Source organism: Streptomyces sp. NPDC019531 (assembly GCF_044903305.1).
In the GTDB taxonomy this organism is placed as follows: Bacteria; Actinomycetota; Actinomycetes; order Streptomycetales; family Streptomycetaceae; genus Streptomyces.
This window is the reverse complement of record NZ_JBJDQL010000078.1, coordinates 1-25,192: the sequence shown is the minus strand read 5'-3', so window position 1 is coordinate 25,192 and position 25,192 is coordinate 1. Positions and strand designations below refer to the sequence as shown.

Here is a 25,192-nt window from a genome sequence, read left to right as displayed (position 1 = left end):
AGCAGCCTCGGCTATCGCAGTCCCGCCGAGTATGAGACCGCGCTCGCAGCCTGACCACCACACCGATGGTGTCCGTCAAAGCGGAACAAGCTCAGCTGGCCACCCCTCTCGTCAACGAACTGGTCGAGGCCGCCGACGAGAAGATGCTGTCGAAGACGATCGCTCGCTACGGCCGTGTCGATCTTTTATGCATTGATGAACTCGGCTATATGGAACTTGACCGCAGGGGTGCTGAGCTGCTGTTTCAGGTTCTAACGGAGCGTGAGGAAAAGAACAGCGTCGCCATCGCTTCGAACGAGAGTTTCAGTGGCTGGACGAAGACCTTCACCGACCCACAGCTCTGCGCGGCCATCGTCGACCGCCTGACCTTCAACGGCGCCATCATCCAAACCGGCACCGAGTCCTACCGCCTCGCCCACACCAAAGCCCTGGCCGAGCAAACTGCAGCAGGATGAACGGCACCGCATGGCCGACCCCGGAGCCAACGGGGTCGGCAGCACGGCGAGATCAGCCGTCGACTTCCCGCGCCACGCGCTCCAGTCGGCTCCGGTAGTCCTCCCACCACGCCTGATCTCCTGGCGGCAAGTTGTCCTTGCCTTGCAGATATCCGACGGATCCGTCGATGAGCTCTCGCACGATATCGGCGTGACCAGCATGCCGCTGAGTATCGGAGATCACACGCACCACGATGTGGTTCAGCGTCACCTCTCGGCGTTCCTCCGGCCACCACGGGACGTGACCGACCGCGTCAAGCGGCAGCGTCGCGATCGTGCTGTTGGAGTGCTCCCACGCCTGGCGATACAGCCCCACGATCTCTTCCCGCGATTCATCTGCAGTGGCCCACATGTCCGAGTTGAACTCTGACTCCTCGGTATACCACCAGGACGGCGGCTCCCCGTCGAAGAACGGCCGCCCAAACGTGTCGCCGAAATACCCCAGCTCCACGCTGGCGACGTGCTTGACCAGCCCCAACAGGTTCGTGCCCGTGGAAGTCAGTGGACGGCGGATGTCGTACTCCGAGAGGCCATCGAGCTTCCACACCAGGGCATCACGCGCCTCTTGCAAGTATCGGAGAAGGTCCGCTTTCGGGTTCGGTTCGATCATGCCAGGCAGTCTCCCACCCGGCACTGACAGCCGGGAGTGACATCAAAAGTCACTGACATTGATCTTGCCCGCAGGTGTGAAACGACTCCCCAAGTCACCTCGAAATGACTCCCGTTGAAAGTGACACCGCCAGATGTCGGGGCGCCAGGTCTCCCGCTTTAGCGCCGGCCACTCTTCGTAGTACGGCACCGCTCCCCGGCTGCGCTGCCGCAGCTTGCCGATGCCGCCCTTCGCCGTCGCCTTGATCGCGTTCAGCAGCAGCGCCATCGTCGGGTCGACCTGCTTGTGCACCGCCATCGCGTCCAGGAACGCCTGGCCGCCCATCTTCGTGGTGACACCGAGGTCGGCCATCGTCTCCACGTAGGCGTCGCGCAGCCGGTTGTACCAGGGGTCCAGGTAGCGGCCGGACTCCAGGCGCACCCACGCCTCGAGCGGCGCGACCTCGAACCCGAGCTCCTGCGCGTACGCGACGGTGGGGGTGGCGTACCAGGCCGGGCCGGTCGGGCGGTCGCCCTTCGGCGTGAACGGCGAGGGCAGCAGGTCGGCGTCCAGGGTGCGCCCGTCGATCTGCACGCGGGACAAGTCGACGTGGGAGAGGTCGACCAGCCACGAGCCGGGGACCTTGGGGTCGAACGCCGGACGGTTCTTCAGGTGGGTGGGGGCGCCCAGGCCGACGGTGAGGCCGTTGGTGGCGGCCGCGAAGGCCATGTTGACGTCGATCGCGACCAGGTACGGCAGCATGCATTCGTCATCGGTCAGCTCACGGCACCAGTCGTAGGGCTCCTCCATCAGCATCTCTGCCGGGGTGCGCAGGTGGTGGCGCTCGAACTTGCCCTTGCGGATCGGGGGCTCGTCCGGGACCTCGCACTCCACGGGCTCGTACACCGCCGTCAGCGCGTCGGCGTTGAAGGCCCGCTCGAACTCGCCGGTAGCCTCGTTCTTCTCCGCACGGGTCGGCGGGCGCAGCGCGGTCATCAGCTCCAGGCCGGTCGTCGACGTGGTGCCGCGCGGCGTCATCACCCGCTGCGCGTACGTGCCGAGATACCGGGCGAGGTCGGCCGGGTGCATGCCCGGCAGCTGCGGGTCGTCCTTCTTGTCCCACTCCCGGGCGTCCAGCGCGTTCCACGACGGGATGCACAGCTGCACGCAGCGCCGCCGGGAGCCCTCCGGGTCACGGAAGACGCGCGCCCACGGCCCGAACCCGCGCTGGGTGAGCTGCAGTTCGGCCCGCTGAATCTGCTTGACCACCTTGTGGCTGTCCTTGAGCCCTCCAGCGCGCCGCTCTTCATCCGACAGCGCGGCGGGCAGGCCGTAGCGCTCCAGGGCGGCCGGGGTGAGGACCAGGACGGGTCGGCGTCACGGCCGTTGCGGTGCAGTCGGGCCTGACCGAGCTTTGCCTCGGTGATCGTCCAGTCCACCAGCGCGGGCAGCGACTTGGCGGGCACGTCCAGGACCAGGCCGCCGACGCAGTACGCCGACACCTGCCCGTCCTCACAGTCAACGACGGCGAGGGGGCCGTTCTCGAAGCGCGGGTCCACCGCAGCCGCCGTGGTGGTCTTCTTCGCCGCCGCCTTCGTCGCGCCAGGGCGTCGCGACGTCGCCGACGGCCTGGCGGCGCTCGCCGCCGGACGGGCAGGTGGCTTCGCGGCGGTCGGCGCGGCGGTGAATGGCTCGGGCACGCCGGGCTCGGGAGTCGCCTCGCTGTCAAGGGCGGGGAAGCGCGCTGCGAGGCCTTCGAGCAGTCGAGCGTAGGCCGCAATGGTTCGCACGCTGGATCGCTCATTTTCAGGTGTCAAAGCCGGGCTTAAATTTCAGCTCCGAAACAGCAGGTCTCCCAGCAGGTTGCGGCTCTCGTCCGGGTCAGGGCTTTCTTCCTGCAGTTCCGTCAGCACCTTCCTGTACTGGGCGACTTCCTGGTGGCCCTCCAGGTAGAGGGCGCTGGTGAGTTGCTCCAGGTAGACAATGTCCGGCAGGTCGGGGAGGCTCATGATGGTGAAGGCGCCGCACCCGCTGGGGTGCCCGCAGAAGTTCAGTGGCAAGACCTGCAACTGAACGTTCTCCCATTGGGACATCTCGATGAGATGCCGGATCTGATCGCGCATGGTCTCGCGGTTGCCGTATGGCCGGCGCAGGGCGGCCTCGTCCAGGACAACGTGGAGCTGCGGAGCGTCTTCGGTGACGAGGAGCTTTTGCCGCTCCAGGCGCACCTCCACGCGCCTGTCGATGTCGGCTTCGGTTGCACCGACCATGCCGTGCTGGATCACCGCGCGTGCGTAGGCGTCCGTCTGCAGCAGGCCGGGCACGAAGTACAACTCGTACGTGCGGATCAGCGAGGCTGCGCTTTCCAGGGAGACAAACGTCGAGAACCAGTGGGGCAGCCGATCCGAGTAGCGGTGCCACCACCCCGGGATCGCACGTACGGCGCGGGCGCGTACCGCCGGTGTGCGGGAACGGAGCTGGCGAGCTCCGCGGCTTCCCAGAGACGTCTCCTCCAGCAGGGCGTCGAACACATCGTTCGGGTCAGGCATCGAAGCCCCCTTCTTCCCGCTGCTTCGCCTTCGTCCGCCACCTGTACAACAGCCCTTCGATCGCGCGGATCGAGGCGCTGTCCAGGAGCTGTTGGATCTCCTCCTGGCTGTAACCGTCGATCGTCAGGGCCACGGTGGCCCGGGTTCGCGGATCGTCGATGGCCCGGAGCTCCTCGAGCACCCGCAGGTTGCCCAGGACCTCCTCGGCAATGCCCCGTACCGCGGAGCTTCCGGCGTAGGAGATCTCCTCAGCTATCTGGCCGTGATGCCATCGTCTCTGCTGCACGCGGTGACGCCGGTACTCATTGGGAAACTCGTAAGCGCACGCTCCCATGAAGTACGTGGCGATGCTGGCACCGCCATCGGCTCGCCACCCGGCCTCGACCAGGGCTCGCTGCCGGAAGAGCGGCAGCGCCCGTGCAACGGTCATCGTCGCCAGTTCTTCCCGCAGATCACTATCACGTTCCAGATCCTCAAGCTCCCGCTCGTGCGGCTTGAGATCGAACCCACGCGAGGCCACGAGCCGGAACACGTAGCCGGAGTAGAGCCAGCCCCGCAGCACCGAGATCCCGTACCTGGCGAGCACCTCCGCGAAACGGTCGTAGCGGACTCCGGCGAATCCGTACTCGGACAACAGCCGGACCATTCGCTGGTCGGCCATCCGCCGGTCCAGGTTCTCCTGCAGCTTCCTGGACCGCCCTGCGTCGACAGCGCTCATCTCATCCTGAGCTTCGAGAGGCACGGGCGCACCAAGTAGCCACACCTGCTCTCCCACAACAGGTTGTAAGTGCTGGGCGCACGAGGCTGCAGACTCCTCGTCCGCTGCCTCGTCGTCGCCCGTCATGGCCTCCCCTTCCGCTTTCCGCCGCCCCCGGCGCCCCCGGCCACGGGGGCCAGCTTCGTCTTCGACGGCCTCTTGTAGGTCGCTTTCCGCAGAGGACCCCACGGGGTCTTTCAAGATTTTTTGCGGATTTACAGTGCAGAAGTGAGCCGTGGGGCGGCGCGCCGAACGCGACGTATGAGCGGACGCCATTGTCGCCAACAACCGCTGGAGCCCACGTGAGTTCGCCGTCAGAGCCCCCCTTCATCAGCCTGCACACCGCGATCGTCCTTGTGACCGGTGCTGTTATCGGGCTGATCGTCGGCGGGCTGACTTACCTCTCCGACGGTTCCGCACCCGGGGCGGTCCTGGCCGCACTGGGTGCCATGGGCGTGAGCGTGCCGGTGCTGCGTTCACTCATCCGTTGACGCCGCCGCTGTGCGTCGGCCGATTCGCTCTGGTGCCGTGGCTCGGACTCGCCGCCTGCCCGTTTTGACGGGTGCGCCGCAGTTCACCGTGGCCAAGGCGGCGGGCCGGGAGCACCTTGGGGCGGTTGACGGTTCATCTGCATGTGGCTGCGGAGGGGACAGTGTCCCCGGGCAGATGCTCCCCCACCACCGACCGGCCCTGCCGCGCCGGGTGCGGAGCGAAGGTGCACTGTCGTACGACCGCGTGCCGCCAGCCCCGCCCAGAGGGCTACGAATCTACGAGGTACGCCTTCTCGCCCATCATGAGCGGGGCGTCGGCCGGGCCCTTGATGTAGGGGCCGCGCCAGATCACCCGGTGCTCCTGGCGGCTGGGGTACCACTGCCTCACCTTGTGCATCCGTACCGGCCACCGGTGGTGGTACACCCGCTTCTCTCCCCCCGCCGGATCCGACGGACGGGGCGAAGGCGCAGCAAGCCGGATGACGCGCACATCGAGGTCTGGCGGCACCGAGCCGTCACGACCGCCCGCCGTCGTGCGCACGCCGGAAGTGTCCTGCGACGGGCTGGCGGCCGTGACGCCCTGAGCGATGAGCCGCCAGAAGGCGAACATGTAACGGCCGACGAAGTCGTCGTACGGGTCGTCGACGCGGCCGCCGCCCCACTCCCCGGTCTCGGGAACCGGCTCCGCACGCCACTGGGAGGCGTGGGTGAGGGCCCTCTGCATCTCTCGATGGCGCTCGGACAGATCCGCCATCATCTCGGTGCTCTCCTCCGCCAGGCACGCATCGCCCCGCATCCCGTACATGCCGTCCGGCATCAGCGGGGGCAGCGGGCTTCCGGACGCGCGTGCCTGGGAGACCGCCTGCCGCCATCCGGCCGGCTGCACAGGCCCGTCGCGGTCCATGAACGTCGTCACCTGCACACCGGGGTACTGGGCGGTGGGCAGGATCTGGTGCTGGGTGACGAACCGCCAGCCGAACGCCCTGGTGTCCGACAGGGATCCGGCTCGGTTGACGACCACGATCGCCTCGGGCAGCACCAGCAGCCCGGTGGGCACGCGGATGTCCCGGTCCCGGTCCAGGGTGCTGATGTCGGCCGGCTCGAGGGTGGTGGCCGCGGCCATCACCGCGGCGTGCGCCGCCGGGGAGATGACGAGGACCTCCGCCTGCCGCAGCAGTTGCTGGATCTGCCGTATCTCCCGGGAGGCGGCCTCCCCGGCCGACCGGGGCCACGGCGGCCGATGGCCCTGCTTGCCGAGCGTCATCGACAACGCCGCGTCCCGCTCGATGCCTTCCGGCTTGTCCGCCATGGCGGCGGCGAGATCGCTGTGCAGCAGCACGCTGTGCAGCTCGGTGATGACATTATTGATGTTGTTGGCGAGCGTCATCTGCACCCACGGGTTGCCGGTCAGATGCTGCTGGGTCAGCTCCCGCATCCGGTGCGCCGCCCGTGCCGCACCGGCCGCCGTCCACTGCCCGGCCCTTGTCCCGGCTGCGCTCCCGCTTGCCTCGGCTCGCTTTGCCCACCCGGCAACCTCCCCCATGCGACGGACAGTTGCCGAAGCCGTACCCGACCGCGAAGGGAGCGACACGGCGTGATCCAGCCGTGCATCCTGGTCACTTCCTGGCGCCCCCTCCTTCGCTGGGCAGCTGAACCTGTTCTCGCTCAACGCCGGATCGGGGGTGCGTTCGTTGTCGCCGTCATTCATCCGTCTGAGCGAAGAAGAATCCGTCGAGAGGCTAATCAAGCAGGCGCGCACCAAGCTGCTGGCGCGAATGAATGAAGGATTCTTTTCCTAATACGAATACATGCAGCACAGCATGTCGGTGGCCGCTTCTAGCTTCGGCGGCATGAACTTCTGGGATGAGCCAGGCCGTGAATTGCACAATGCGGCCATGCCGGAGAGCGCCGTGCAGGCGGCGTGGGACCAGCTGGATGCTGACGAAACCCGAGGCGTGGCTGTCACGTGCGCAGCACGGCTGTCCAAGGGAGATCTCATCCTCGCTCTGGTGAACTCGGTTTCCGGGCCGGCAGAGGTGCGTCGTGTCATGGAGGAGTTCGCCCGGACCCGGCGTATCAGCGTCGACACGGTGGACCAGTACCGGCGGGTGGCCGCCTGGTACACCCCGGGCCGGCGGAAGGCCATGGAAGAGACCGGAGGCGTCGCGTCGTACACGGTGTTGCGGGAGGCTGCACTCCACACCCTCGGTGACGCCGATCCACACGCCCGGTTCGAAGCCCTTCTGACCGCACTGCGGAACACGGCGGCCCGCGGCGGCGGCCCGCTAACCGGCCCGGCCTACCGCGAGCAGCTCGGAGTTCCTGCCGTGCGGCAGACGGGCAGCGTCCCGCTCACCGACGCCGCGGCGCGCGCCGACCCGCAGCTGGTCGCGGACATCTTGCAGGCCGTTGCCGAGGACCCACAGGGACCCGCCCAGTTCTTCGACGCCCTGGCGGCCGAAGGAGGCCTGGAGGCCTTGGAGAGCGCCTCTTTGCTGCTGCGCAGGGCGAAGTCCGGCGCACGCGCGCAGGAGGAGCGGGTCTTCGGGAAAGAGGAGCCTTCCCCGCTGGAAGTCACGCTCACGCTGGTGCTGCGCACCATGAAGGCGCTCGAGAAATCACTGGATCTCGATCCCACCCAGATTGTGGCCGTCCTGCCACCTGAACAATTCGCGGCACTCAACCGCATGTGCGGGTCGGTTTCTCAATGGCACGAACTTCTGCTCGCAGCAGCGCGGGCAGCGGAATCCGGAAAGGAAGTGGCATGAGCTATCACACCATCGAACACGAGGGAACCGTGTACGCGGGGCCGTCCGAGTACGAGCGCGAAGACCAGGCAGCGGCTCTGGCTCTCTTCATGGACATGTACGACGCCAACGCCCTCTACCCCCACAACCCCGTCGCCGTCGTGGAGTACATCCGCGGCAAGATGCCGAAGCCGACCTCCGACAACGCCGCCTACGCGGAGATCGAACTGATCCGGCACCTGAGCGCCCTGGTCCGGCAGTTCAAGTCCGCGTGGGAAGCCCGAGCTGCCGCCGTTGTTCTTCGCCGTCGGCTTGCAGGCCCGCAGGGGCGATGCTGGCCAGGTCGACCCGGCTTCTGGCCCATCACGCGACCTCCCCGGCCAGATCCTGGACGCGGTGGACACCGCAGACGCTGCGGGACGGCAGGGGCGTCCGGCTGCACGGCACGGTTCCGTCCCGGCCCGAGCAGGTTTCCTGCCCGACCGGTACGGCGGCGAACGTGAGCACGACGGCCGTGCCCAGCACGGCGGCCTCCTCACGGCAGAGCTTGCACAGGCCGTCCTCGAGGGCGCGGCCGACCACGACGATCCGGGCGCCGAAGTCCCCGCAGGAACCGCGCGGCGGCCCCTCCTGCTCGCGCTGCGCTGGGACCGGGGTCGGCGCCGGGTTGCGGACCGCGTCGTCCAGCACGCAGTCGACGCAACGCCCGGCCGGGCCGGGACGGGTTGTCTTCGTAGAAGGCATCGTGGTTCGGACAGTTCGCGGTTGCGGGCGAGCCGTGCGATGTCCGGGTCGGGCCGGGCGGGAACGCTCATCGGCTACGCCGCTGCGAATCTCGACGCGGCCACATGGGTGGGCCAGGAGTCGGAGGAGGGCCGGCTCCGTCTGGCCACCGCACTCGACTACTTGGCCAGAGCCATAAGCGCTCTCGCACCAGGGGTTTCTCACCCGTCATGAGTCGACCAAGTAGACTTTCTCCCCCATCATCAGCGGCGCGTCGGCGGGACCCTTGAGGTAGGGGCCGCGCCAGATCACGGTGTACACAAGCCCGCCGCGTCCGGCAACCCGCACCCCGAGCAGGGCTCCGACCGTCGCGCCCGGTGACGCGTTGGAGGCCAGGTCTTCCCTCGCTTGTTGCGCGACATAGGCCGTCACCTGATCGGTGGCCAGCTCGAAGGAGCTCACTGTTTTCCGTGCCAGAGCCTGATGCGGGGCGCCGGGTGGCTGGCGCCCCGCATCACTGGAGGGTGGAGTGGACGGGACTAACGGGACTAGAGAACTAGGACTGTCATCCAGAGCGCCCACATTCCCAGGGTGAGGATCAGAACTGCGCTTTCGCTGAGCCACCGCCTGATCCAGATGAGAGTGCTCTGCCCGGCCACTCCAGTTCGTAGAGCCCGTCGAGTCAAGATGTGACTCAACTGGCGTGATGCGAACAGCGCGCTGGGCATGGCGACGACCAGAGAAAGAGCGATCCGCACAGACTGCTCCGCCGTTGAATCACCCGGGACCAGCAGCAGACCTCCGACTACGAGCAAGACCGCGACGACGAACCACAGCCATGAGCGAAACGCCAGCACGTCCGAAGCGGGGCACCACACGCCGTTCTCGGCCTTCCGGTGGATCTTTCCCGGCCGAAGCTCAAGCAGAGCCACCACGGCCTGGTCGGCTTCAGCGGCCGCGGTTGCCGCCTCCTGCCGGTCCCCTCGTTCCGAAACGAGGAACATCCAGGTGGTCAGGCGAGTCTCGACGGCTCGCAGCAGGCCGCCGTAGCTCGTGATCACCGGAGCCATCGCCGCCATCCCTGCTGTCGGTAGGAGCGGTATTCCCCGTACAGCCCGTAGGCCGTGGAGGCTCCGCCGTACCATCTGTCGATGCTGTCCGCGCGCCGCGTGTAGCGGTGATGGTATCTGCGGTTCGCCTTGGCTGCTCTGCTACGCATCCGCTTGTTGTACCTGCCGCGGCCACGAGCTCCCTTCGCGTATCGGGCCATTCTGCGGCTCTTCGAGAGTTTTCCGAAGGAGCGGAATCCCTTTCCGGCACCGAACGTGGCTCCTCCGGCTATGTCCAGCCAGCCGCTTCGGTCGCCGTGGTAGACCTTGTAGGCCCCGCGAGCGACAGAGATCCCCGCAGAGATGGCGGAGCACGCGGCGCAGCCGAACATGCCGGCTATCGCGAGTCCGGTGCCTACCCGGTCGATCCATTTGCCCCAGCCGAACCGTCCGTCGAGGTCGTAGCAGTTGAGCGGGTCGCTGGTGCAGTACTCGTAGGCGTTGGCGTTGCCGCCGGGGACGGGGTCGACGGACAGGAACCGTCCGGTGGTGGGGTCGTAGAGACGTATCCCCATGAGGGTGGCGCCGGTGGCGGTTTCCCTGGAGCGTTGCTTGCCGCCGAGCCAGCTGTAGCGGCTAGTTGCAGTGCCGGACGCCGGGTTGCCGTACTCGTCGTAGGCGAGGGCGGTCGGCGCCGTGGAGGTGTCCAGGGGAAGCTGCACCGTCACGTCACCGTGGATGTCGGTGAGCTGCAGGACGGTGTCTCCCGTGGCACTGGTGATCGCGTCGAGGTTGCCACTGGCGCCCTGGACGTTGCGGGTGAGGGTGCTGCTGGTCTCCTGGATCCAGTCGGGGCTGTCGCCGTCAGAGCCGTAGTGGTTGATCTTGGACCCGGACTGGGCCCAGGTACCGTCGCTGCCCTGGGTTTCCGTGGTCCAGGCGGCAAGACGGCCGGCCGCGTCCAGCGACCAGGTCTGGCGGTTGCTGCCCTTGGTCTGCTGACGGACAAGGTCGTTGACGTAGTAGCCGATGGTGGCGCCGGATGCCTGGGTGGTGGTGCGGCCGAAGGCGTCGTAGACGGTGCCGGAGGTGGTCAGGCGGTCGGCGCTGTCGTAGGAGTACGAGGTGGTGGTGCCACCGGTGGAGGTGCAGGCCGCCCCCACGTCGGCGGATGTCGTGGCGAGGGCGGTGCGGTTGGTGTTGTTGTCGAAGGTGTAGTCGCGGCGGGTGCAGGCGCCGTCCGGGTCGGTGTCGTCCGCCCGGGTGAGGCGTCCGGCCGCGTCGTAGCTGTAGCTGCGGCTGCGGCTTTGGCCCGCGGTGTTGGCGTCGGCCACGACCTGGCCCTGCACGCTCTCTTCCGTGCTGTCGGAGGCGATCACGGTGCCGTCGCTGTCGCGGGTGTAGATCCGGGACGTCTCGGCGCCGGTCTCGTCCTGACCGAGGGTGAGGGTGTAGCCGCCGGGCAGGGACTCGGTAGCCAGTTCGCCGTCCGCGTCGTAGGTCGCGGCGAAGGTGCCGGCGACCGAGTCGGTGCGGGAGGTCTCCACACCGCGCGGGTCCTTGGACGGGTCGTAGGTGTAGGTGGTGGTGGACGGGGCGGAGTCGGTGGTTTTCACCACGCGGCCCAGCGCGTCGTACTGCGTGGCTGCGGTGTTGCCCGCGCCGTCGGCGTAGGAGATTTCCCGTCCAAGCTGGTCGTAGGTGTGGGTGAGGGTCTGACCGTTCGACGTCGCCGTGGCCACGTCACCGCTGTCGCTGTCGTAGGTGAGCGTCGTGCTCGCTACGCCGGTGCCCACGCCGCCGCTGATCGACGTCGTCTTGGTGCGACCTGCGGCGTCGTAGGTGTTGGTGGTGGTGCGGGTGACCGAGTTCGCTGTTTCGGTGACCTTGGCGGTGTTGCCCCACCGGTCGTATTCGATGGTCTTGGTGGGCAGTTGAGTGGGGTTGGAGCCGCCATTGGTGATGCTGCCGGCCGGGCCGGTGGAGCAGACCAAGTCGGCCCACTCCGGCTTGCCGTTGCACGCACCGGTGCCGGTGGCCGAGTAATACGTCGTAACCGTGGCGCCCGCGTCCGAGCCGGACGACTTCGGAAGGGCGGCCTTGATGACCCGGCCCTGGGAGTCGTAGGACGTCGTGGTCTTCAGGGCCAGTCCGGACGGGTCGGTGATGGTGGCAGTGGGCAGGCCCTTGACCCAGTCGTACTGGGTAGTTGAGGTGCGCACGTCGCCGTCGGACGGGTAACCGTCCACGGAGGCGCCCACCTTGGTGGTGGTGATCTGGTTGGTGACAGTGGCGGTGCCGTCGGTCGGGCGGCCCTCGTCATAGGTGTTGACCGTGTGCTGGCGTGCCGGAACCTGCGAACCGGCGGGCAGGTCGGTGCCGCCGCTGCCGGCCTGCAGCGTGGAGGCGAGGGTGACCTGGTGCAGCGGACCGTACTCGTCGGTCTCGCGCAGTCCGTCGCTGGAGTACACCGAGCGCGTCGACAGCAGTTCGGCGCGGTCGGCAGCGGTCATCTGGTCGATGGACAGGGCGACCTGCTCGGCGAGCCCGTCACCGCTAGTTGCCACCGCCAGTTCGCGGTCTCCTGCAGACAGATCGCGCACCGTGTTGCCGAAGCGGTCGTACTCGGTCATACCGACATGCCCGCCCGGTGTGGCCGTGTTGACCGCGCGGCCCGAGGCGTCGGTGTAGGTGATCGTCGCCCGGGTGTAGGCGGAGGCGGCCAGATCGCTTCCCGTGCTGGACGACGGTACCGAGTCGGCCGGGAAGACGGCCGTCGCATCGGTCGGCACGTCGCTCTGACCCCATGCCGCCACGTTCGACGCGCCCAGAGCGTTGGGTGCCTTCGCCCCCGTCAGCGGCACGTCGTAGACCACACTGCTGGTGCCGTGGTGCCGTCGGTGGTGCTCTTCGTGCCTGCGGTCAGGTTCGGCCGGGACGCCTTGAGTAGCATCCCCTCACCGGCGGTGGCGGCGTTGCCGGCACTGCCGTAGGTGAAGGTCCACGGCAGCTCACCGGGCGGGGTGAGGGTGGCGACGCGTCCGGCGCTGTCGTAGGTGTAGGCCGTCTTCAGCGCGGGGCTGATCCTGGGGTCCCACTGCTCGCGCAGGCGGCCTGAGGTGTCGTAGGCGTACTGGGAGATGACCGTGGCAGTGGTGGTACCGGCTCCAGGCGTGATTGCCCACAGCTTGACCTGCTGGACCTGCCCGGCGTAGTTACCGAACGCCGAACTGGTAGCCGTGGTCGACGATGCGTAGACGAACTGCATCACCCGGCAACCGGTGGTGTCGCTGGCGTTGGTGAACGCGTCCTGGCTGGCGGCGGTCACGCTGTCGATAGCGGTCTGGCATTTGTCGGCGCTGACGGCTGTCGTGGGCGCGATGACGTACTTCGGGCGAGCCAGGGTGTTGCTGCCGGAGGCGACCTTCTCAGAGACCACCTTGGTGGTGGAGTTGTCGGTCGGAAGGTAGGTGCTGGCCACCTGCCAGGTCGTCGCCGCCGAGTCCACCTTCGCGAAGGTCGTGATGGTGCCCTCGTCGTCCTTCAGCGTGAAGGTGCCCGTCACGGAACCGGTCAGGGTCAGATCCTCTGAGCCCGGCTCGGGCTTCCAGCCGCCGCCCGTCGTGGCGGTGAACCCCGTCTCGTCGCCGTCGACGTCCACCAGCGCGAGTGACGTGGCCGACGTCGCAGAGGTCGCAGAGGTCTTGCGGATGTATGCCCAGTCGGACTCGGTGATCTCCGCGGTGGTGCCGGAGGTCCGCTGCGGGCCGAAGATCGCCACCTGGCCCTCGGCGTCAGCACCCGCGGTCGGGCGACGGGAGGACGCGGTGCGCGAGACGGAAACGTCGAAGCCGGAGGCGTCGGTGTCGGACAGGGTGAAGTCACCGGTCAGTGCGTTCACCGAGCCGGGACCGACGTCCGCGCTGGGCGCGGTGCCGGCGTTGCGGTCCACGGTCACCGTGTGGGGAGACGAGTAGGCCGTCGTCGTGCCGTCGGTGAAGGCGGCCCGGATGTCCAGAGGCCCGTCCTGGGACAGGGAGTTGGTGACGTTCCACGTCAGTGCGGCCGGGAAGCCGTTGGTCACCGATACGGGCCAGACGTTGATCGCGGAGTTGTCGGAGGACTTGGTGACATCCGCAGCCGGGATGCTGGTCCAGGTGTCGGTCCAAGGGCCTCGGCAGCCGCAGAACGGACTGTCGCTGCGTGGGTGTACCGAAAACCCGCCCGCTCACGAAATCTCCGCCGATGCGAAGTTGACGAAGAGGCCGTCGAATCAGCAGGCCTCCGGGACGCGGCCTCCCTATGGCCTCGGCGTCGCAGCACCGGGTTTCTGGTCGGGGCGGCTACAGGTCTAGGGCGGCGCGCAGCGCCTGGTCGACGCGGGCCATCGCCGCGGAGTCGACCTCACCGAGGAGTTTCGCGCCGTCGAAGCGGGTCACCCGCAGCTGCTGGAGGTTGACGGCGACCGCGGTGCACGGGATCGGGTCTCCGATCACGACCGACATGGCCGTATCGGGATAGCGGCCGGAGGGATGCAGCACGATCGCGACCACCGCACCGTAGGCCTCTTCCAAGCCGGTCAGGGAGACGATCAGGACCTTGCGCCCGTCGCCGAGGACCCAGATCTCTCCTCGTCTCACAGAGTGTCTCCTTCCCCCGCCAAGTCGTCGCCGAGACCCAGCGCGGCAAGCTGGTGCGCGGCGTCGAGAGTGGCGGCACGGCGAGCGGCGCGCACCACATACTGGTTCACGCTCAGGCCGGCCTCCGAGGCAGCCGCCTTGATCGAGGGAGCCAGCTCATCGGGAATCCGCAGGGTCATCGTGGTGACAGACATGACCTCAGACTAGCCACCATTTCACGGTGGCGTACACCAGTAGCATCAAGCGGTATCTCCTGGGTGGCGGTGATGCGGCCGGCTCCGCTTCGCCCGCATCACCGCCACCAGGCGGCGTGCAGTGTCGCTCTCGCGGTGTCGCTGATTGCTCCGAAGGGCTCCTGGGTGCCGTCAGGGGATGTAGTCGCTCTTGTCATCCCACATGACAAGAGCGCGACACTGAGCTCCCGCCAGCTTGAAAACTCGGTTCAAAAGGCCGGTGTGACCGGTTGCAGCCTGTGGGGTGAACCAAGGCCAGGTCATTGTTGAAACGCACGCAGCCAACCGCGTCGCTGTGGGAAGCACATCGGTGGGAACTGCCTCACGCCTGGGCGAGAGGTGCGACCGGAATGGTGGAGCCGAACGCCGCGCTCTGCAACGCCGTGATGCGCTCGATGACAAGCCCGCACCACGGCCGCCGCAAGCATGCAGCGTCTGAGCTGGGTAGGCGTCGCGTCCTGACGACGTGGTGCGGAGCCCGGGGCGGCCCCCAGGAGGCCCGCGTAGAGCGTCTGCTGGCTGGGTTCCGCAGGCCGCCCGCCTGCTTCTTCGTAGACCGATTTCAGGGGCGGGGCCATCCCTTTAGGGGTGTCCCAGGCTATACGGATGCATGCGAGCGTGATGGCGATATCTGAATCTCCTCACCCTGCGCTCAGGCCCTCGCCAGACCTGCTCGTATTACTTCCCCACGTGGCGGAGCGTTGCGCGCGTGGCTGCAGCCTCCCGGACCTACTGCCGAAGGCAGTCACATAAGGGGCGGTTCAGCCAGGAGTACGACACGATCGGCTTCAACATCGAATCCGAGCACTGGATGGCCGTAACCGCCCTCTGGATCCATCAGTACCGGCTTGCCCAGCCGTCGACCGATGTCGCGCAGGAAACGGCAGAAGACGTCGAGTCGCTCCTGGCCCTGAAGCTCTCGCAGGTCCACGTCGAAGTCGATCTCCTCGGCTGCATGGAAGCGGAAGATCGCCAGTACATCGGTTGACGGCCAGACCCGCAGCTCGGGGCACTCGGCGTCGGCTGGACGGGAGAGCACTGTCTGCGCTGGGGGCACTGGCAGCAGGATCTCGCCCTCGGAGTACCGGTACTTCCAGCCGCGTTCAGCGACAAGGTCGAGGAGTGCCTGCCAGTCCTCGACTGAGGCATCCGGGACACGGGCGTCGGGAAGCGCACCCATCAGGTCAGGGTCGAAGAAGCACGCAACGTCAGCCCACAGCAGATCAGACACCCCGCCATGCTGCCCGGCAGCCGATCGCGACGCAGCCCGATTTCCTTCACGGGCCGCATTGAGTGATGTTCATCCTGAAGTTGCCGGTCACGGGGCTGGTGTGACTTTGCTTCGGGGTACTCGTGCTGGTCGAGGGCGGGTGTCTGGCCTGCAGATCGTCTGACATTGCGGGATCTGGAGATTTCTGGGTTCGGCCGGGCTCGTGCCGGGCCGTTTCTTACGATCCGGCACGGAGCGCAGAGCGGGAGGCTGCCGTGGGGGCACTGACCCTCAGCCTCACGCCGGATCGACCACCCTGCTCACGATCCACGCGTGCTTGCCGACCTGCCGACCGCGCGTGAATCCGAAGTCCTCGAGGAGTTCGACGGTCGCGCTGAACAGCAAGCGGCCCTGCGCCTCGCGTCCGTCGGTCACCTCCGAGATGGCTTCGACGAGGCCGCCGCCAGCTTGGGCGCTCTGGTCGAGGGCGCCTTCCAGCGCCGCCCGCGCGATGCCCCGTCCGCGGTGCTTCCTGCCGACGTAGAAACAGGTGATCCGCCAGTCCGGCCGCGGCGGTACGTCCTTGTCGTACGCGCGCCTGTGCTTGATGTTGGGGAGTTCCTCGGGGCTGCCGTACTGGCACCACCCTGCGCGGTGCCGTCCTCGTCGAGGACGAGCGCGGCGTGGGCGCGGCCGGTCCGCACCCGGTCTTCCTTGGCCTCGCGGTAGCTGATCCCGTGCGGGCCGCACTCCGGGTGGTAGCTGACGCACCAGCACCCGCCGAAGATCCCATTGTTGCGCTCGACGAGCTCCGCGAAGGCGTCCCAGCTGGTGGCGTCCAGGGGGCGGACCTGATACGGCGTCGGCTCAGGCGTCGGTGGCCGCCGCGGCCAGCAGCCGGGCGAGTTCGACCGGCTTGGTGGTCATCGGCCAGTGGCCCGAGTCGATGTCGACGAAGTCCAGGTGCCTGGTGCGGGCGACCTCGGGCACGTCACCGGCGTCGATCCAATCCCGGGCCTGGGCGGGGGTGAACTCGGGGCACACGAGCAGCATCGGGACGTCGAACCGCCGCTCGTCCTTCAGCCGCACCGTGCCCTTGGCCACCCCCTCGGGCACGGGGATCGCCGCCGAGGCAATACGGCTACGCGTCTCCTCGTCGAGGTCGACGGAGTCCGGTCCTTCGAACGGGCCCCAGCCGGGGAAGGGCATCACGCCGTCCTTGGTCTCGAAGAGGTCGGCGTACGGCTGCCCGTCGGCGGACGGGAAGCCTCCGATGAGGGCGACCTTGGCGATCCGTTCCGGCCGCGCGTCGGCGGCCAGCCAGGCCAGGGTGCAGGCGGCGGAGTGCCCGACCACCATCGACTTCTCCGACGCCGCGTCCACGGCGGCGAGCACCGCCGCCACCTGGTCATCCAGCGTGGCGGACACAGCTCCGTCACCCTGACCAGGGAGGGTGAGCGCCACGGGGCGGTGGCCGAGTTCCTCGAGCGCGGTCACGACGTCGTCCCAGGCGGATCCGTCGAGCCACAGGCCGGCGATGAGCAGGATGTCCATGGATCAGTTCTCTTTTCCGTGAAGCCCGTGAGGTCGGTGAGTGCCATCACGCTACGGCCGATTCCGGACAATCCACTTCCGGTATATTTCGTGACCGCCTAATCTGCTCGGGTGCCGACCGATCTCAGCCCCACCGCGCGAGCCCTGCGCACCCTCGAGATCCTCCAGTCCCGCACCACGGGTGTGACGGCCGACGAGCTCGCCGCGTCCCTGGGTGTCACGGAGCGGGCTGCGCGCCGGTACGTCGGGATCCTCCGCGAGGCGGGCATCCCCGTGCACTCGACCCGGGGCCCCTACGGCGGGTACCGATTGGGGCGCGGGACAAGGCTGCCGCCGGTCGTCTTCACGGAACCCGAGGCGCTGGGCCTGGTCATGGCGGTCCTCGACGGTCAGCCGACGGCCGCCGACCCTGATGCCGACGACCTCGTCGCTGCCGCCCTGGGCAAGGTCATCCGGGCACTGCCCGAGAGTTTGGGCCGGCAGGCGGCCGCCCTGCGCGAGCACGCGTCGGCGGCGCCCGACCGGAACCCGTCCCGTCCGGATCCCGCCCTCACGAGCACGCTCGTCGCGGCCAGCGCGGTGCGACGCCGCGTGCTGGTCACGTACCGCAGTGGGTCTGGCAACGAGTGGGAGGCCGAGGTGGACCCCTGGGCGGTCGTCGTCCGCTACGGCCGCTGGTACCTCCTGTGCCACTCCCATCACGCGGACGCGATCCGCACCTACCGGATCGACCGGGTCCGCGAGGTCCGGCAGACCGCCCACGGCTTCGAGATGCCCGACGGCCTCGACCCGGTGGCGGCGCTGGAGGAGAACCTGGGCAAGGGGTGGGAGTTTCCCACGCGGGTGGTGTTCGACGCCCCGATGGCCGAGGTGGCGCCGTGGATCCGGCCGCCCATGGGACGGCTTGAACCGTCGGGAGACGGGTGCGTGCTCGTCGGCAGCACGAGGAATCCGACGATGTACGCACAGGAGTGGCTGGCGCGCCTGCCGATCGCCTTCCGCGTCGAGGGTGGGCAGGAACTGCGCGCGGCGGTGGAAGCGCTCGCCAGGCGTTTCACTGCCGCCGTGACGGACCCACCCTGAGCGTTCATCGCGAACGGCCCCTCCCCGCACGCTACTTGACGTTGCCGCAGTCCTCCGAAGAGTCTCGTCCGGCGTGGATCATCTGCGCCAAGGGGAGGATCATGCGGAGACTGCGGACTGCGGTGCTGACGCTCCGGGCGCTACGGAGCCTCACTGGGGACTGTGTTCAGCCTGAAGTTGCAGGTCGGAGCTGGTGTGAGCGTGGTTCGGGGTGCTCGTGCTGGTCGCGGGCGCCTGTCTACCGTGAAGATCGTCAGGCGTCGTCTCAGCGGGCGACTTCCTGGTGGGTGAGCAGCATCAGTGCCCGCACCTGCGCGGTCGCGTAGCGCAGATCCAGACGCAGCTTGACCAGTGCACGCCAGCTCTTCAGGTGCGCGAACGCGTGTTCGCAAGTGGCGCGTTCTGCGGCAAGCAGCTGGTTGACCTGTTTCTTGGCCGGGGTCAACGGCCGGTTGCGGGCCGTCTTGTAGCCGGTGATCACCACTGGATCGTCCCAGCTGTCCTCCAGGCCGACGAAGCCCAGGTCGGCGATCGCGCCCAGGTCGGCCTCGCGCAGCTTCGCCGTGAGGTGCTCGTGCCGGCAGGCGGTGATCTCCGAGGAACGGCCGACTCTGGCCGCCGAGACCCACAGCAGCCGCCCCTCGGTGTCGGTCAGCGCGATGAACAACAGTGCATGGCACTTGTGCTTGCCGGAATAGTTCTTCCTGTTGTCCGCACCGGTGCGGCGCCGGGTGCGCACCAGGGTCCCGTCGAGCAGGACGACGTGGCCACCCTTTCGGGCGATCTTCTTCAGGACCCGGTCCAGCCGCTCGGCCCGTCCCGCCAGTAGCCGCACGACTTCCTTTACCCACCGGCCCACCGTGGTACGCGAGACGTCGTTGCCGCCGGCCATGTCGGCAACGCGCTGGTCGTGGCGGAGAACGGCGAGGACGATCGTGGCGATCTGCCCGAGCGGGAGCTTGCGCCACCGCGAGCGGATCTTCTTCAGGTGGCCGCGGATCAGGTCGCCGAGGAAGGTCAGGGTGGCCGTGGACAGCTGCAGGCTGGATTGGTAGACAACCGTCTCAGTGCCCCCGGCGGGGCTGGTTTTCTTTGACATGAACTACCAACTGCCGCCGGGGGTACGGACGTTACGGCCCGTCCCGCATGCCGCGGGCGGATGAGCGTACGTTCACAGCGTGGTGGCGAACTTCCCGTCGGCCAGCTTGCGCAGCCAGCCCCGCTCGGCCAGCCGGTTCAGCTTCGAACGCATCGCTTCCGAGCGGGCCGGCTCGGAGGATATCCCCAGCTCGACGCAGACCTGCTTGACCATGACCGGCGTATCCGCCCGCCGCATCACATCCATGATCCGCTGGTAGTCCGCGGGCAGCACCGCCTCATCCGCGCTCCGCTCGCACTGCGGCACCAGCAGCACCGCACGGCCCGCGACCTGCCCGGCAGCCAGGGACGGCGTCGCTTCCGCCTCCGTTGCGGCGTGCAACTGCCCGGCCAGCCGGCGCGCGACCCGCTCGGCGACAGCGAGCTCCTCCAACTCGTCGCGCACCTCCTGAAGCTGCTGGCTCAACTTCTCCGCCTGCACCTCCAGTTCGGCTCTGCGGGCCGTGATCAGCGTACGAAGGGCCGGCTCCGCATGCTGGGCCACGTGACGCACCTCCCGCCCGGATCGTACGGACACCCGCCCCGCTCACGCCGGAGAATCCGAGGATCGCCGAACCCCGAAGTGGCAGACGATCTTGAGTTCCGACAACCGCCCCCGACCAGCACGAGTACACAATCAACGACTCACACCAGCCCCGTGACCTGCAACTTCAGGTTGAACACAGCCCAATGAGACCCACTCCATAGGTCCCCCCGGAACTGAGCTGTTGGCGCTCCAAAGTGCCCCTGCTGCCAGGCAGCATCAAGGCGTCCACGACATGCTTCCCCGGCTTCGCTCTGACTGTCGCCAGAGGGCATCTCGCGTTGGGCTCAGTGATCTTCGCCCACTCTCGCGCCATCGCCGAGGACCGTATACGGCTGGCGGCCGCGCTCGACGCCGGGCAGGTCGCCGGGATACGTCTGGCCCTGCGGCCCACTGACGGCGAGTACTCCCGGCTGCTGTTGCAGTCCACCACGCCCGGCACCGAACCGTTCGTTCCCCGTGCCGCTGGGGCCTTGCCGGCTTTCCCGAACCCTGCTCGAGGCCGCGGCCCGCATAGGCGGCCTCCCCGCGTCGCCCCGCCCGCTCGTGGAGGGGCCCCGGTCCGAAAAACGGCAGGCGGGACTCTGACGGCCGTGTCATCCTGGCCAGTTGGCCTGACGCGAGGGGAAGCGAAGAAGCCATGGCAGCACAGACCCACCAGCCCTGGCCTGCGCCGGTCGTCACAGCGGTGGCCGGCGTCCTCGGCGACACCGAGCAGGGACTGACCGGGCGGGAGATCGTCCAGTTGCTGGCGGCGGTGAGGGTGGCGGAGGTGGAGGGCGGCAACAAGCGGGACCGGCTGGCCGGGGCGCTGTTGTCGCAGCAGGCACGCCAGCAGGCGTCGAACTGTGTGATCGCACTCATCAACGCGGCAATGGCCCCGGTGCGCTACGCCCAGCAGCCACACGTGTTCTCGCGTCCGCAGGACGACCTCAACGAGGTTCTCGTCCATGTCGGGCTGCGCGTGAACGACGAAGGCAAACTCGCCAGGGGGCCGGCCGCCACTACCCTGACCGAGGCCGCACGGCATGCCAGTTCGCTGCGGGCCGAGCTGCGCCGACGTGCCACGCATCCGGAGGTGCTGCGCTACTGCACGCTGGAGATCCTCGCCAAGAACGCGTTCCACGCCGCCCTGGAGGCGGTCAAGTCAGTGGCAGACCGGCTGCAGCAGCTCACCGGGGAACACCTCGATGGGGCGCGGCTGGTCGACGCCGTGCTCATGCCCGGCCGGGGCACCGCCCGGGTGGCCATCAACGCCAACGTCACCGGCCCCGACCTGGACGAGCAGAAGGGCCTGGCGAACCTGGTCAAGGGTTTGTTCAGCATGTACCGCAACCCAGCCGCGCACGAGCCGGGCTTCACCGCACGGTCACCGAAGCGGAGTTGCTGGAGTTGCTGACCACGCAGTCGATGGTGCACCGGCGCCTCGATGGCGCGCACGTCACGTCCTGAGTGTCAGCCGCAGAGACCACCAGGCCCACCAGATGCGCCGTGCCCGTCGTCGTCCCGTCCTCGGTGGGCTGAGGACAGGACCGCTGAACGGCCTGGACCTTCAGCTGGCCGGGCAGCGTGATTCGGGCTCGGCCGGGCGCTACCCTCCATCGGACCGGTTGGCCGCCACCGCGGCCTGCACGGCGCCGCGGATTTCCATGTCGACGCGCCGCTCGTTCTCCAGCTCCCAGAAATGCCGCGCGCTGCCGGGGAACTCCCGCAGCACGGAGGCGACGACCTGCGCACCGTGACCGGCCAGAGAGCGCAGCCACTTCTTGATGGAATCCTGCGGTTTCCACTGGTCGAAGCGGTCGTCCCAGGTCCACATGCCTCGCGCGGCCGCCTCCAGCAGATCCCACTGCTCCTCGCGAGCTGCAATACGGCTCGCCCGCAGCAGCCAGTAGATGGCCCGGTCGGCCTCGGTGAAGGCTGGCCACTGGCCGCGGTCACCGTCGACCTGTGCCGCCATGGCCCCCACCAGCGTGATGGCCTGGGCCGGGTTAGCCAGGAGCGCAGATTCGGTTGCTTCCGGGTCGAGGCGGGCGACGGCATCGAGGAACAGCTCGTGGTTGTCGGACTGGTCGACAGCGAGCTGGACCAGCTGCCTGGCTGCGTCCTCGTCCCCTTCGGTGGTGGCTTCGAGCAGCCGCTGGGCGCGGGTGATGGGCAGGTCGGTCCGCGGGCTGGTCTCACGCTCGACGAGCGCGATGAAGGCTGCCATGTCCTGGTGACGGGCAGCCGGATCCGGGTAGGTGGCCTGGCGCACCACGCCGCGCCACGGCCCGGGCGGGGGCAGCAACGGGATGTTCGGCTGGGGCCAGGTGCCGGTGAGGATCCATCCGATGACCTGTCCCAGACCATAGATGTCGCTCGCCGGGCAGGAGCCGTCGTGCGGGTTGGTCGAGAGCTCCGGTGCGGCCCAGCCGAGCGATCCGATCGACGCGTTCGTCAACGGCTTGTCGATGCTCGTCTCGCCACGCGGGCGTCGCGCGATGCCCCAGTCGGCCACCATCCAGCGGCCGTTCAGGAGCAGGATGTTCGACGGCTTGATGTCCCGGTGGACCCACCCCTGTTCATGGGCCTCGGCCAGCGCGGCGGCCACGGCGTCGACGAGTGCGCGCAATGCCGCATCGCTTGCCAGCTCGGTTCGCTTCTCCTCAGCGGTCGCGTCCGCCATCGGCATGACGAACCAGTCGTAGGCAGGGCTGAAGTCGAGGACGGGCATCACATGGGGATGTCCCCCCAGCCGCTGGGCGACCGTCACTTCGCGCACCATCCGCCGCCGTGCCCCGGAGTTTTGCCGATGCCGCCGCTTGAAGGCAACGGCCGTGCCCGAAGCCTTGTGCTCTGCCTGAAACACGTCGGCCTGGCCCCCGCTGGCCATCGGCAGCCGTTTCAGGGCGTAGTCCTTCTTCACGCCCTGAGCGGACTCCTGCACCAGGGCGTAACCGGTGGGCTGGGGTTCCGCGCCGGCAGGCAACCTGGCAGCCCCCGGAGAGGGGCGGTGCCCGATGATACGGGTGAGGACCGGCCTCCGGAGTGCGGGGTCGTTGTCGGGAGTTGATGCCAAGAGGTAGGCCGGCCCGTCGTGCGGGGCCTGCGTCAGGCCCATGACCCGGTCGAGCCGGTACTCGACGACCCGCTCACTGGAACCATCGCCCACCGAGGTGCGGTGGAGGGTGATGCGGTTGCCGGACCCGTCGGGCGAGGCGGTCAGCACCGTGTCCGGACCGGTGACGAGCAGATGCCCGGAGTAGTGGCCGGCACTGCGGATCCACTCCTGCTGCCGCCCCAGGCCCCTGGTTCGACTGAGATCTGCGACCGCGCTGTGCCCGCTGGCAGCCAGGAAGAACCGGCGCCCGTCCAGCCAGGCCGCCGAGCGCACCGCGGCCTCGAACGAGACCGGGTAGCGCAGCTGAGCACCCACCGTGTCCAGGCGGGCGGCGAGGTCCGGACGGGGCTTTTTGATCTGGTCTTTGACGTATCGTTCGACGGTGCGCTGGGAGATGCGCAGCATCTGGGCGACCGCCTTGGTGTTCTTGAGCTGCTTGGCCAGGTACCGCATCTGCGCCGGGCGCGCGCCCTTGGGCGCCGGGCGGGTGAACGCCTTCTGCAGCGCGGCGTCCAGGCCGTCCCCGAACACACTCATCGCCTGCTACTCCCCGTTGTCGGCGTCGGTGACGGTGCCGTCCTTGATGTACCGGGCGAGGTTGAGCTCGGGAGCGTTGAACTGTTCGCGGACGCCCTCGCACCCACAGCACGCTCTGGGTGCCCTCCCACGTCACCAGTCCGGGGTTGACCCCGAGCTTGAAGCCGCCCGGCAGCGGCTTGCCGTCCTGGTAGGGCAGGAAGTCCAGCGGGGAGGGCCCGTCGGAGGCGTAGACGGCGCAGTCCGAGAGAACCGCGACCGGGTACTGGCCGGTTCGCCACCCTCCAAGGTGCCCGGACCAACGGGCTCGGCGACGTGACCGGTTCGCTCACCGTCGGCAAGAAGGCCGACCTGTTGGTCGTGCGGGCCGAGGACATCAACAACATGCCGCTCAACGACCCCATCGGGACACTGGTGTTGGGCTCGGACGCCCGCAACATCACCGCCGTGTTCGTCGACGGGCAGACGCGCAAGTGGGACGGCGAGGTCCTCGACGTGAACCTTCCCGAGCTGCGTGCCGAGGTCAGCGCGTCCCGTGATCACGTGTTCAACACGCCCTCGAAGTAAGGGCAGTCGACGCGGCGGGCGCTCGGGGTTTTGGGGGCGCCCGCCGCATCAGTGCAACTGGCGTAGCTGATCGGTCAGTTGGAGAACCAGGGGTTCCCGCCGCCCAGCGACCACACCGAGACCTTGGTGACGCCGAGGCCCTTGAGGACGGCGAGCTTGCGGTCCATCGCCACGCTGTCGACGTAGTCGTAGAGGACGCCGCCGGAGACCCATCGGATCTCGCCGGAGGAGGCGTCGCGGCGGCTCTCTGTGGTGGTCGGGTTGCTGGAGAAGCCGGGGCTCTTCTTCATGTCGCTGAACTGGATGTTGCCCGTCACGGAGTTGAGGTCGCACGGGTCGGGTGCGCTGTAGCCGTAGGACGGCAGGCCGATGATCAGGCGGTTCGGGTCGGTGACCTTGCTCTGCGCGTACTGGGTGACCTTCTTCAGCCAGTCGTAGGGGCTGATGGGCAGGCAGCGGGCGCCGGACGCGGTGTCGAACTCCTCGTCGTACGCCATGATCACCACGTCGTCGGCGCCGGTGGCGGCCACCGCCGCGTAGTCGTAGAACGAGGCGTCCTCGGTCATCGCCGGGGCATCGACCTGGAGGCGCTTGCCCTTGGCGTGCAGGGCGGTGGCCAACTGCTTCAGGAACGTCTTGTAGTTGGTGAAGTCGGCGGCGCTCCAGGACCAGTAGTCCTCCAGGTCGACATCGACGCCGCTGAGTCCGGCGTCGCTGACGAGGGAGGTGACCTTGGTGACGGCCGCCGTACGGGTGCTGTTTCTGCTGACCAGGGCGTGGACGTCGGCCGTGGTCATACCTGAGAGGGTCGGATACTGGTACGCGGAGTGCGCCTTGAGGTCGGCGACGTTGGCCGCGCTGTAGGTGTTGCAGCTGCCGTCGGCGGTGGTCTCCAGGGTCACCGCGCCGTTGCCGCCGACCGACCAGTACTCGGGGTTGAGGGCGCCGTTCTTGACCCTGTTGTCGGCGTACTCGCTCTTGGCGGTGCAGGTGGAGTCGCCGCTCGACCCGGGGTAGAGCCAGGTCTGCAGCTGGACACCCGGGGTGGCGGAGGGGGTGGCGCCGGCCGGGACCGAGGCCGTACAGGCGAGCAGGGTGGTGACCGTGGCGGCCACGACGCCGGTCACGGTGAGTGCGTGACGGAACATGAGCGGTCCTTTCTGGTGGGGAGGGGCGTGTCTTCCG

22 protein-coding genes and 6 pseudogenes are annotated in these 25,192 nt (G+C 68.2%); 6 read left to right on the top strand and 22 right to left on the bottom strand.

What is annotated here, in order from left to right; translation table 11 throughout:
* Window positions 1–95: 95 nt before the first annotated feature.
* Window positions 96–455, top strand: a pseudogene (locus ACI2L1_RS43035) (ATP-binding protein); the annotation flags it as partial.
* A gap of 52 nt (window positions 456–507) precedes the next feature.
* Here the strand turns inward: ACI2L1_RS43035 and ACI2L1_RS43030 are convergent.
* The 4 genes and pseudogenes from ACI2L1_RS43030 to ACI2L1_RS43015 all read right to left on the bottom strand — a co-directional run bounded on the left by ACI2L1_RS43030 (window position 508) and on the right by ACI2L1_RS43015 (window position 4,476).
* Window positions 508–1,104, bottom strand: a complete 597-nt coding sequence (locus tag ACI2L1_RS43030) for a DinB family protein (RefSeq protein ID WP_404744933.1) — start codon at window positions 1,102–1,104, stop codon at window positions 508–510.
* Window positions 1,105–1,236: 132 nt separating this feature from the next.
* Window positions 1,237–2,858, bottom strand: a pseudogene (gene tap, locus ACI2L1_RS43025) (telomere-associated protein Tap); the annotation flags it as partial.
* Window positions 2,859–2,915: 57 nt separating this feature from the next.
* Entirely contained in the window at window positions 2,916–3,632 is a 717-nt protein-coding gene (locus ACI2L1_RS43020) for a DUF5753 domain-containing protein (protein ID WP_404744932.1), read from the bottom strand.
* The gene (locus ACI2L1_RS43015; protein ID WP_404744931.1) at window positions 3,625–4,476 is read right to left on the bottom strand and encodes a hypothetical protein; all 852 of its coding nucleotides are present in this window, start codon (window positions 4,474–4,476) and stop codon (window positions 3,625–3,627) included. The genes ACI2L1_RS43020 and ACI2L1_RS43015 overlap by 8 nt, the downstream gene beginning before the upstream one ends.
* 215 nt (window positions 4,477–4,691) lie before the next feature.
* Here ACI2L1_RS43015 and ACI2L1_RS43010 point away from each other — a divergent pair, with 215 nt between their 5' ends.
* Window positions 4,692–4,880 carry a hypothetical protein gene (locus ACI2L1_RS43010; protein ID WP_404744930.1) on the top strand — a complete coding sequence of 63 codons (189 nt, stop codon included), beginning with the start codon at window positions 4,692–4,694 and terminating at the stop codon, window positions 4,878–4,880.
* Window positions 4,881–5,148: 268 nt separating this feature from the next.
* Here ACI2L1_RS43010 and ACI2L1_RS43005 read toward each other — a convergent pair whose 3' ends face one another.
* Window positions 5,149–6,315 carry a hypothetical protein gene (locus tag ACI2L1_RS43005; RefSeq protein WP_404744929.1) on the bottom strand — a complete coding sequence of 389 codons (1,167 nt, stop codon included), beginning with the start codon at window positions 6,313–6,315 and terminating at the stop codon, window positions 5,149–5,151.
* 373 nt (window positions 6,316–6,688) lie between these two features.
* Between ACI2L1_RS43005 and ACI2L1_RS43000 the strand changes: the two genes are divergently transcribed.
* Window positions 6,689–7,648, top strand: a complete 960-nt coding sequence (locus ACI2L1_RS43000) for a hypothetical protein (protein ID WP_404744928.1) — start codon at window positions 6,689–6,691, stop codon at window positions 7,646–7,648.
* Between the two features lie 342 nt (window positions 7,649–7,990).
* Here the strand turns inward: ACI2L1_RS43000 and ACI2L1_RS42995 are convergent, their stop codons facing one another.
* From ACI2L1_RS42995 to ACI2L1_RS42945, 11 genes and pseudogenes are all read right to left on the bottom strand, one after another.
* Window positions 7,991–8,317 carry a hypothetical protein gene (locus ACI2L1_RS42995; protein WP_404744927.1) on the bottom strand — a complete coding sequence of 109 codons (327 nt, stop codon included), beginning with the start codon at window positions 8,315–8,317 and terminating at the stop codon, window positions 7,991–7,993.
* 261 nt (window positions 8,318–8,578) lie between these two features.
* A complete protein-coding gene (locus ACI2L1_RS42990; protein ID WP_404744926.1) occupies window positions 8,579–8,812 on the bottom strand; it encodes a hypothetical protein in 234 nt (77 codons plus the stop codon).
* An 86-nt stretch (window positions 8,813–8,898) separates the two neighbouring features.
* Window positions 8,899–9,420, bottom strand: coding sequence for a hypothetical protein (locus tag ACI2L1_RS42985; protein WP_404744925.1), 522 nt, complete (start codon window positions 9,418–9,420; stop codon window positions 8,899–8,901).
* The gene (locus tag ACI2L1_RS42980) at window positions 9,408–12,191 is read right to left on the bottom strand and encodes an RHS repeat-associated core domain-containing protein (RefSeq protein ID WP_404744924.1); all 2,784 of its coding nucleotides are present in this window, start codon (window positions 12,189–12,191) and stop codon (window positions 9,408–9,410) included. The genes ACI2L1_RS42985 and ACI2L1_RS42980 overlap by 13 nt, the downstream gene beginning before the upstream one ends.
* Before the next feature lie 62 nt (window positions 12,192–12,253).
* A complete protein-coding gene (locus ACI2L1_RS42975; protein WP_404744923.1) occupies window positions 12,254–13,483 on the bottom strand; it encodes a hypothetical protein in 1,230 nt (409 codons plus the stop codon).
* Between the two features lie 259 nt (window positions 13,484–13,742).
* Entirely contained in the window at window positions 13,743–14,039 is a 297-nt protein-coding gene (locus ACI2L1_RS42970; RefSeq protein ID WP_404744922.1) for a hypothetical protein, read from the bottom strand.
* Entirely contained in the window at window positions 14,036–14,233 is a 198-nt protein-coding gene (locus ACI2L1_RS42965; RefSeq protein ID WP_326659041.1) for a toxin-antitoxin system HicB family antitoxin, read from the bottom strand. The genes ACI2L1_RS42970 and ACI2L1_RS42965 overlap by 4 nt, the downstream gene beginning before the upstream one ends.
* Before the next feature lie 784 nt (window positions 14,234–15,017).
* On the bottom strand, window positions 15,018–15,503 hold the full coding sequence (locus ACI2L1_RS42960) for a hypothetical protein (protein ID WP_404744921.1): 486 nt from the start codon (window positions 15,501–15,503) through the stop codon (window positions 15,018–15,020).
* 276 nt (window positions 15,504–15,779) lie between these two features.
* Window positions 15,780–15,917: a hypothetical protein gene (locus ACI2L1_RS42955; protein ID WP_404744935.1), complete on the bottom strand. Its 138-nt coding sequence runs from the start codon at window positions 15,915–15,917 to the stop codon at window positions 15,780–15,782.
* 69 nt (window positions 15,918–15,986) lie between these two features.
* Window positions 15,987–16,232 (bottom strand): annotated as a pseudogene (locus ACI2L1_RS42950) (hypothetical protein); the annotation flags it as partial.
* A gap of 117 nt (window positions 16,233–16,349) precedes the next feature.
* On the bottom strand, window positions 16,350–17,036 hold the full coding sequence (locus ACI2L1_RS42945; protein ID WP_404744920.1) for an alpha/beta fold hydrolase: 687 nt from the start codon (window positions 17,034–17,036) through the stop codon (window positions 16,350–16,352).
* 111 nt (window positions 17,037–17,147) lie between these two features.
* On the opposite strand from ACI2L1_RS42945, the gene ACI2L1_RS42940 reads away from it, so the two are divergent.
* Window positions 17,148–18,119: a helix-turn-helix transcriptional regulator gene (locus ACI2L1_RS42940; protein ID WP_404744919.1), complete on the top strand. Its 972-nt coding sequence runs from the start codon at window positions 17,148–17,150 to the stop codon at window positions 18,117–18,119.
* 265 nt (window positions 18,120–18,384) lie between these two features.
* Here the strand turns inward: ACI2L1_RS42940 and ACI2L1_RS42935 are convergent, their stop codons facing one another.
* Window positions 18,385–19,218 carry a transposase family protein gene (locus tag ACI2L1_RS42935; RefSeq protein WP_404744918.1) on the bottom strand — a complete coding sequence of 278 codons (834 nt, stop codon included), beginning with the start codon at window positions 19,216–19,218 and terminating at the stop codon, window positions 18,385–18,387.
* Between the two features lie 72 nt (window positions 19,219–19,290).
* The gene (locus ACI2L1_RS42930; protein WP_404744917.1) at window positions 19,291–19,761 is read right to left on the bottom strand and encodes a hypothetical protein; all 471 of its coding nucleotides are present in this window, start codon (window positions 19,759–19,761) and stop codon (window positions 19,291–19,293) included.
* 679 nt (window positions 19,762–20,440) lie between these two features.
* On the opposite strand from ACI2L1_RS42930, the gene ACI2L1_RS42925 reads away from it, so the two are divergent.
* Window positions 20,441–21,199, top strand: coding sequence for a TIGR02391 family protein (locus ACI2L1_RS42925; protein WP_404744916.1), 759 nt, complete (start codon window positions 20,441–20,443; stop codon window positions 21,197–21,199).
* A 192-nt stretch (window positions 21,200–21,391) separates the two neighbouring features.
* Here the strand turns inward: ACI2L1_RS42925 and ACI2L1_RS42920 are convergent, their stop codons facing one another.
* From ACI2L1_RS42920 to ACI2L1_RS42910, 3 genes and pseudogenes are all read right to left on the bottom strand, one after another.
* The gene (locus ACI2L1_RS42920) at window positions 21,392–22,675 is read right to left on the bottom strand and encodes a protein kinase (protein WP_404744934.1); all 1,284 of its coding nucleotides are present in this window, start codon (window positions 22,673–22,675) and stop codon (window positions 21,392–21,394) included.
* A gap of 546 nt (window positions 22,676–23,221) precedes the next feature.
* Window positions 23,222–23,440 (bottom strand): annotated as a pseudogene (locus ACI2L1_RS42915) (XRE family transcriptional regulator); the annotation flags it as partial.
* A 6-nt stretch (window positions 23,441–23,446) separates the two neighbouring features.
* A pseudogene (locus ACI2L1_RS42910) lies at window positions 23,447–23,714 on the bottom strand (transcriptional regulator); the annotation flags it as partial.
* Here ACI2L1_RS42910 and ACI2L1_RS42905 point away from each other — a divergent pair.
* A pseudogene (locus ACI2L1_RS42905) lies at window positions 23,714–24,007 on the top strand (amidohydrolase family protein); the annotation flags it as partial. The pseudogenes ACI2L1_RS42910 and ACI2L1_RS42905 sit on opposite strands and share 1 nt — an antisense overlap.
* A gap of 74 nt (window positions 24,008–24,081) precedes the next feature.
* On the opposite strand, the gene ACI2L1_RS42900 reads toward ACI2L1_RS42905, so the two are convergent.
* Window positions 24,082–25,155: a glycosyl hydrolase family 18 protein gene (locus ACI2L1_RS42900; RefSeq protein ID WP_404744915.1), complete on the bottom strand. Its 1,074-nt coding sequence runs from the start codon at window positions 25,153–25,155 to the stop codon at window positions 24,082–24,084.
* Window positions 25,156–25,192 lie beyond the last annotated feature (37 nt).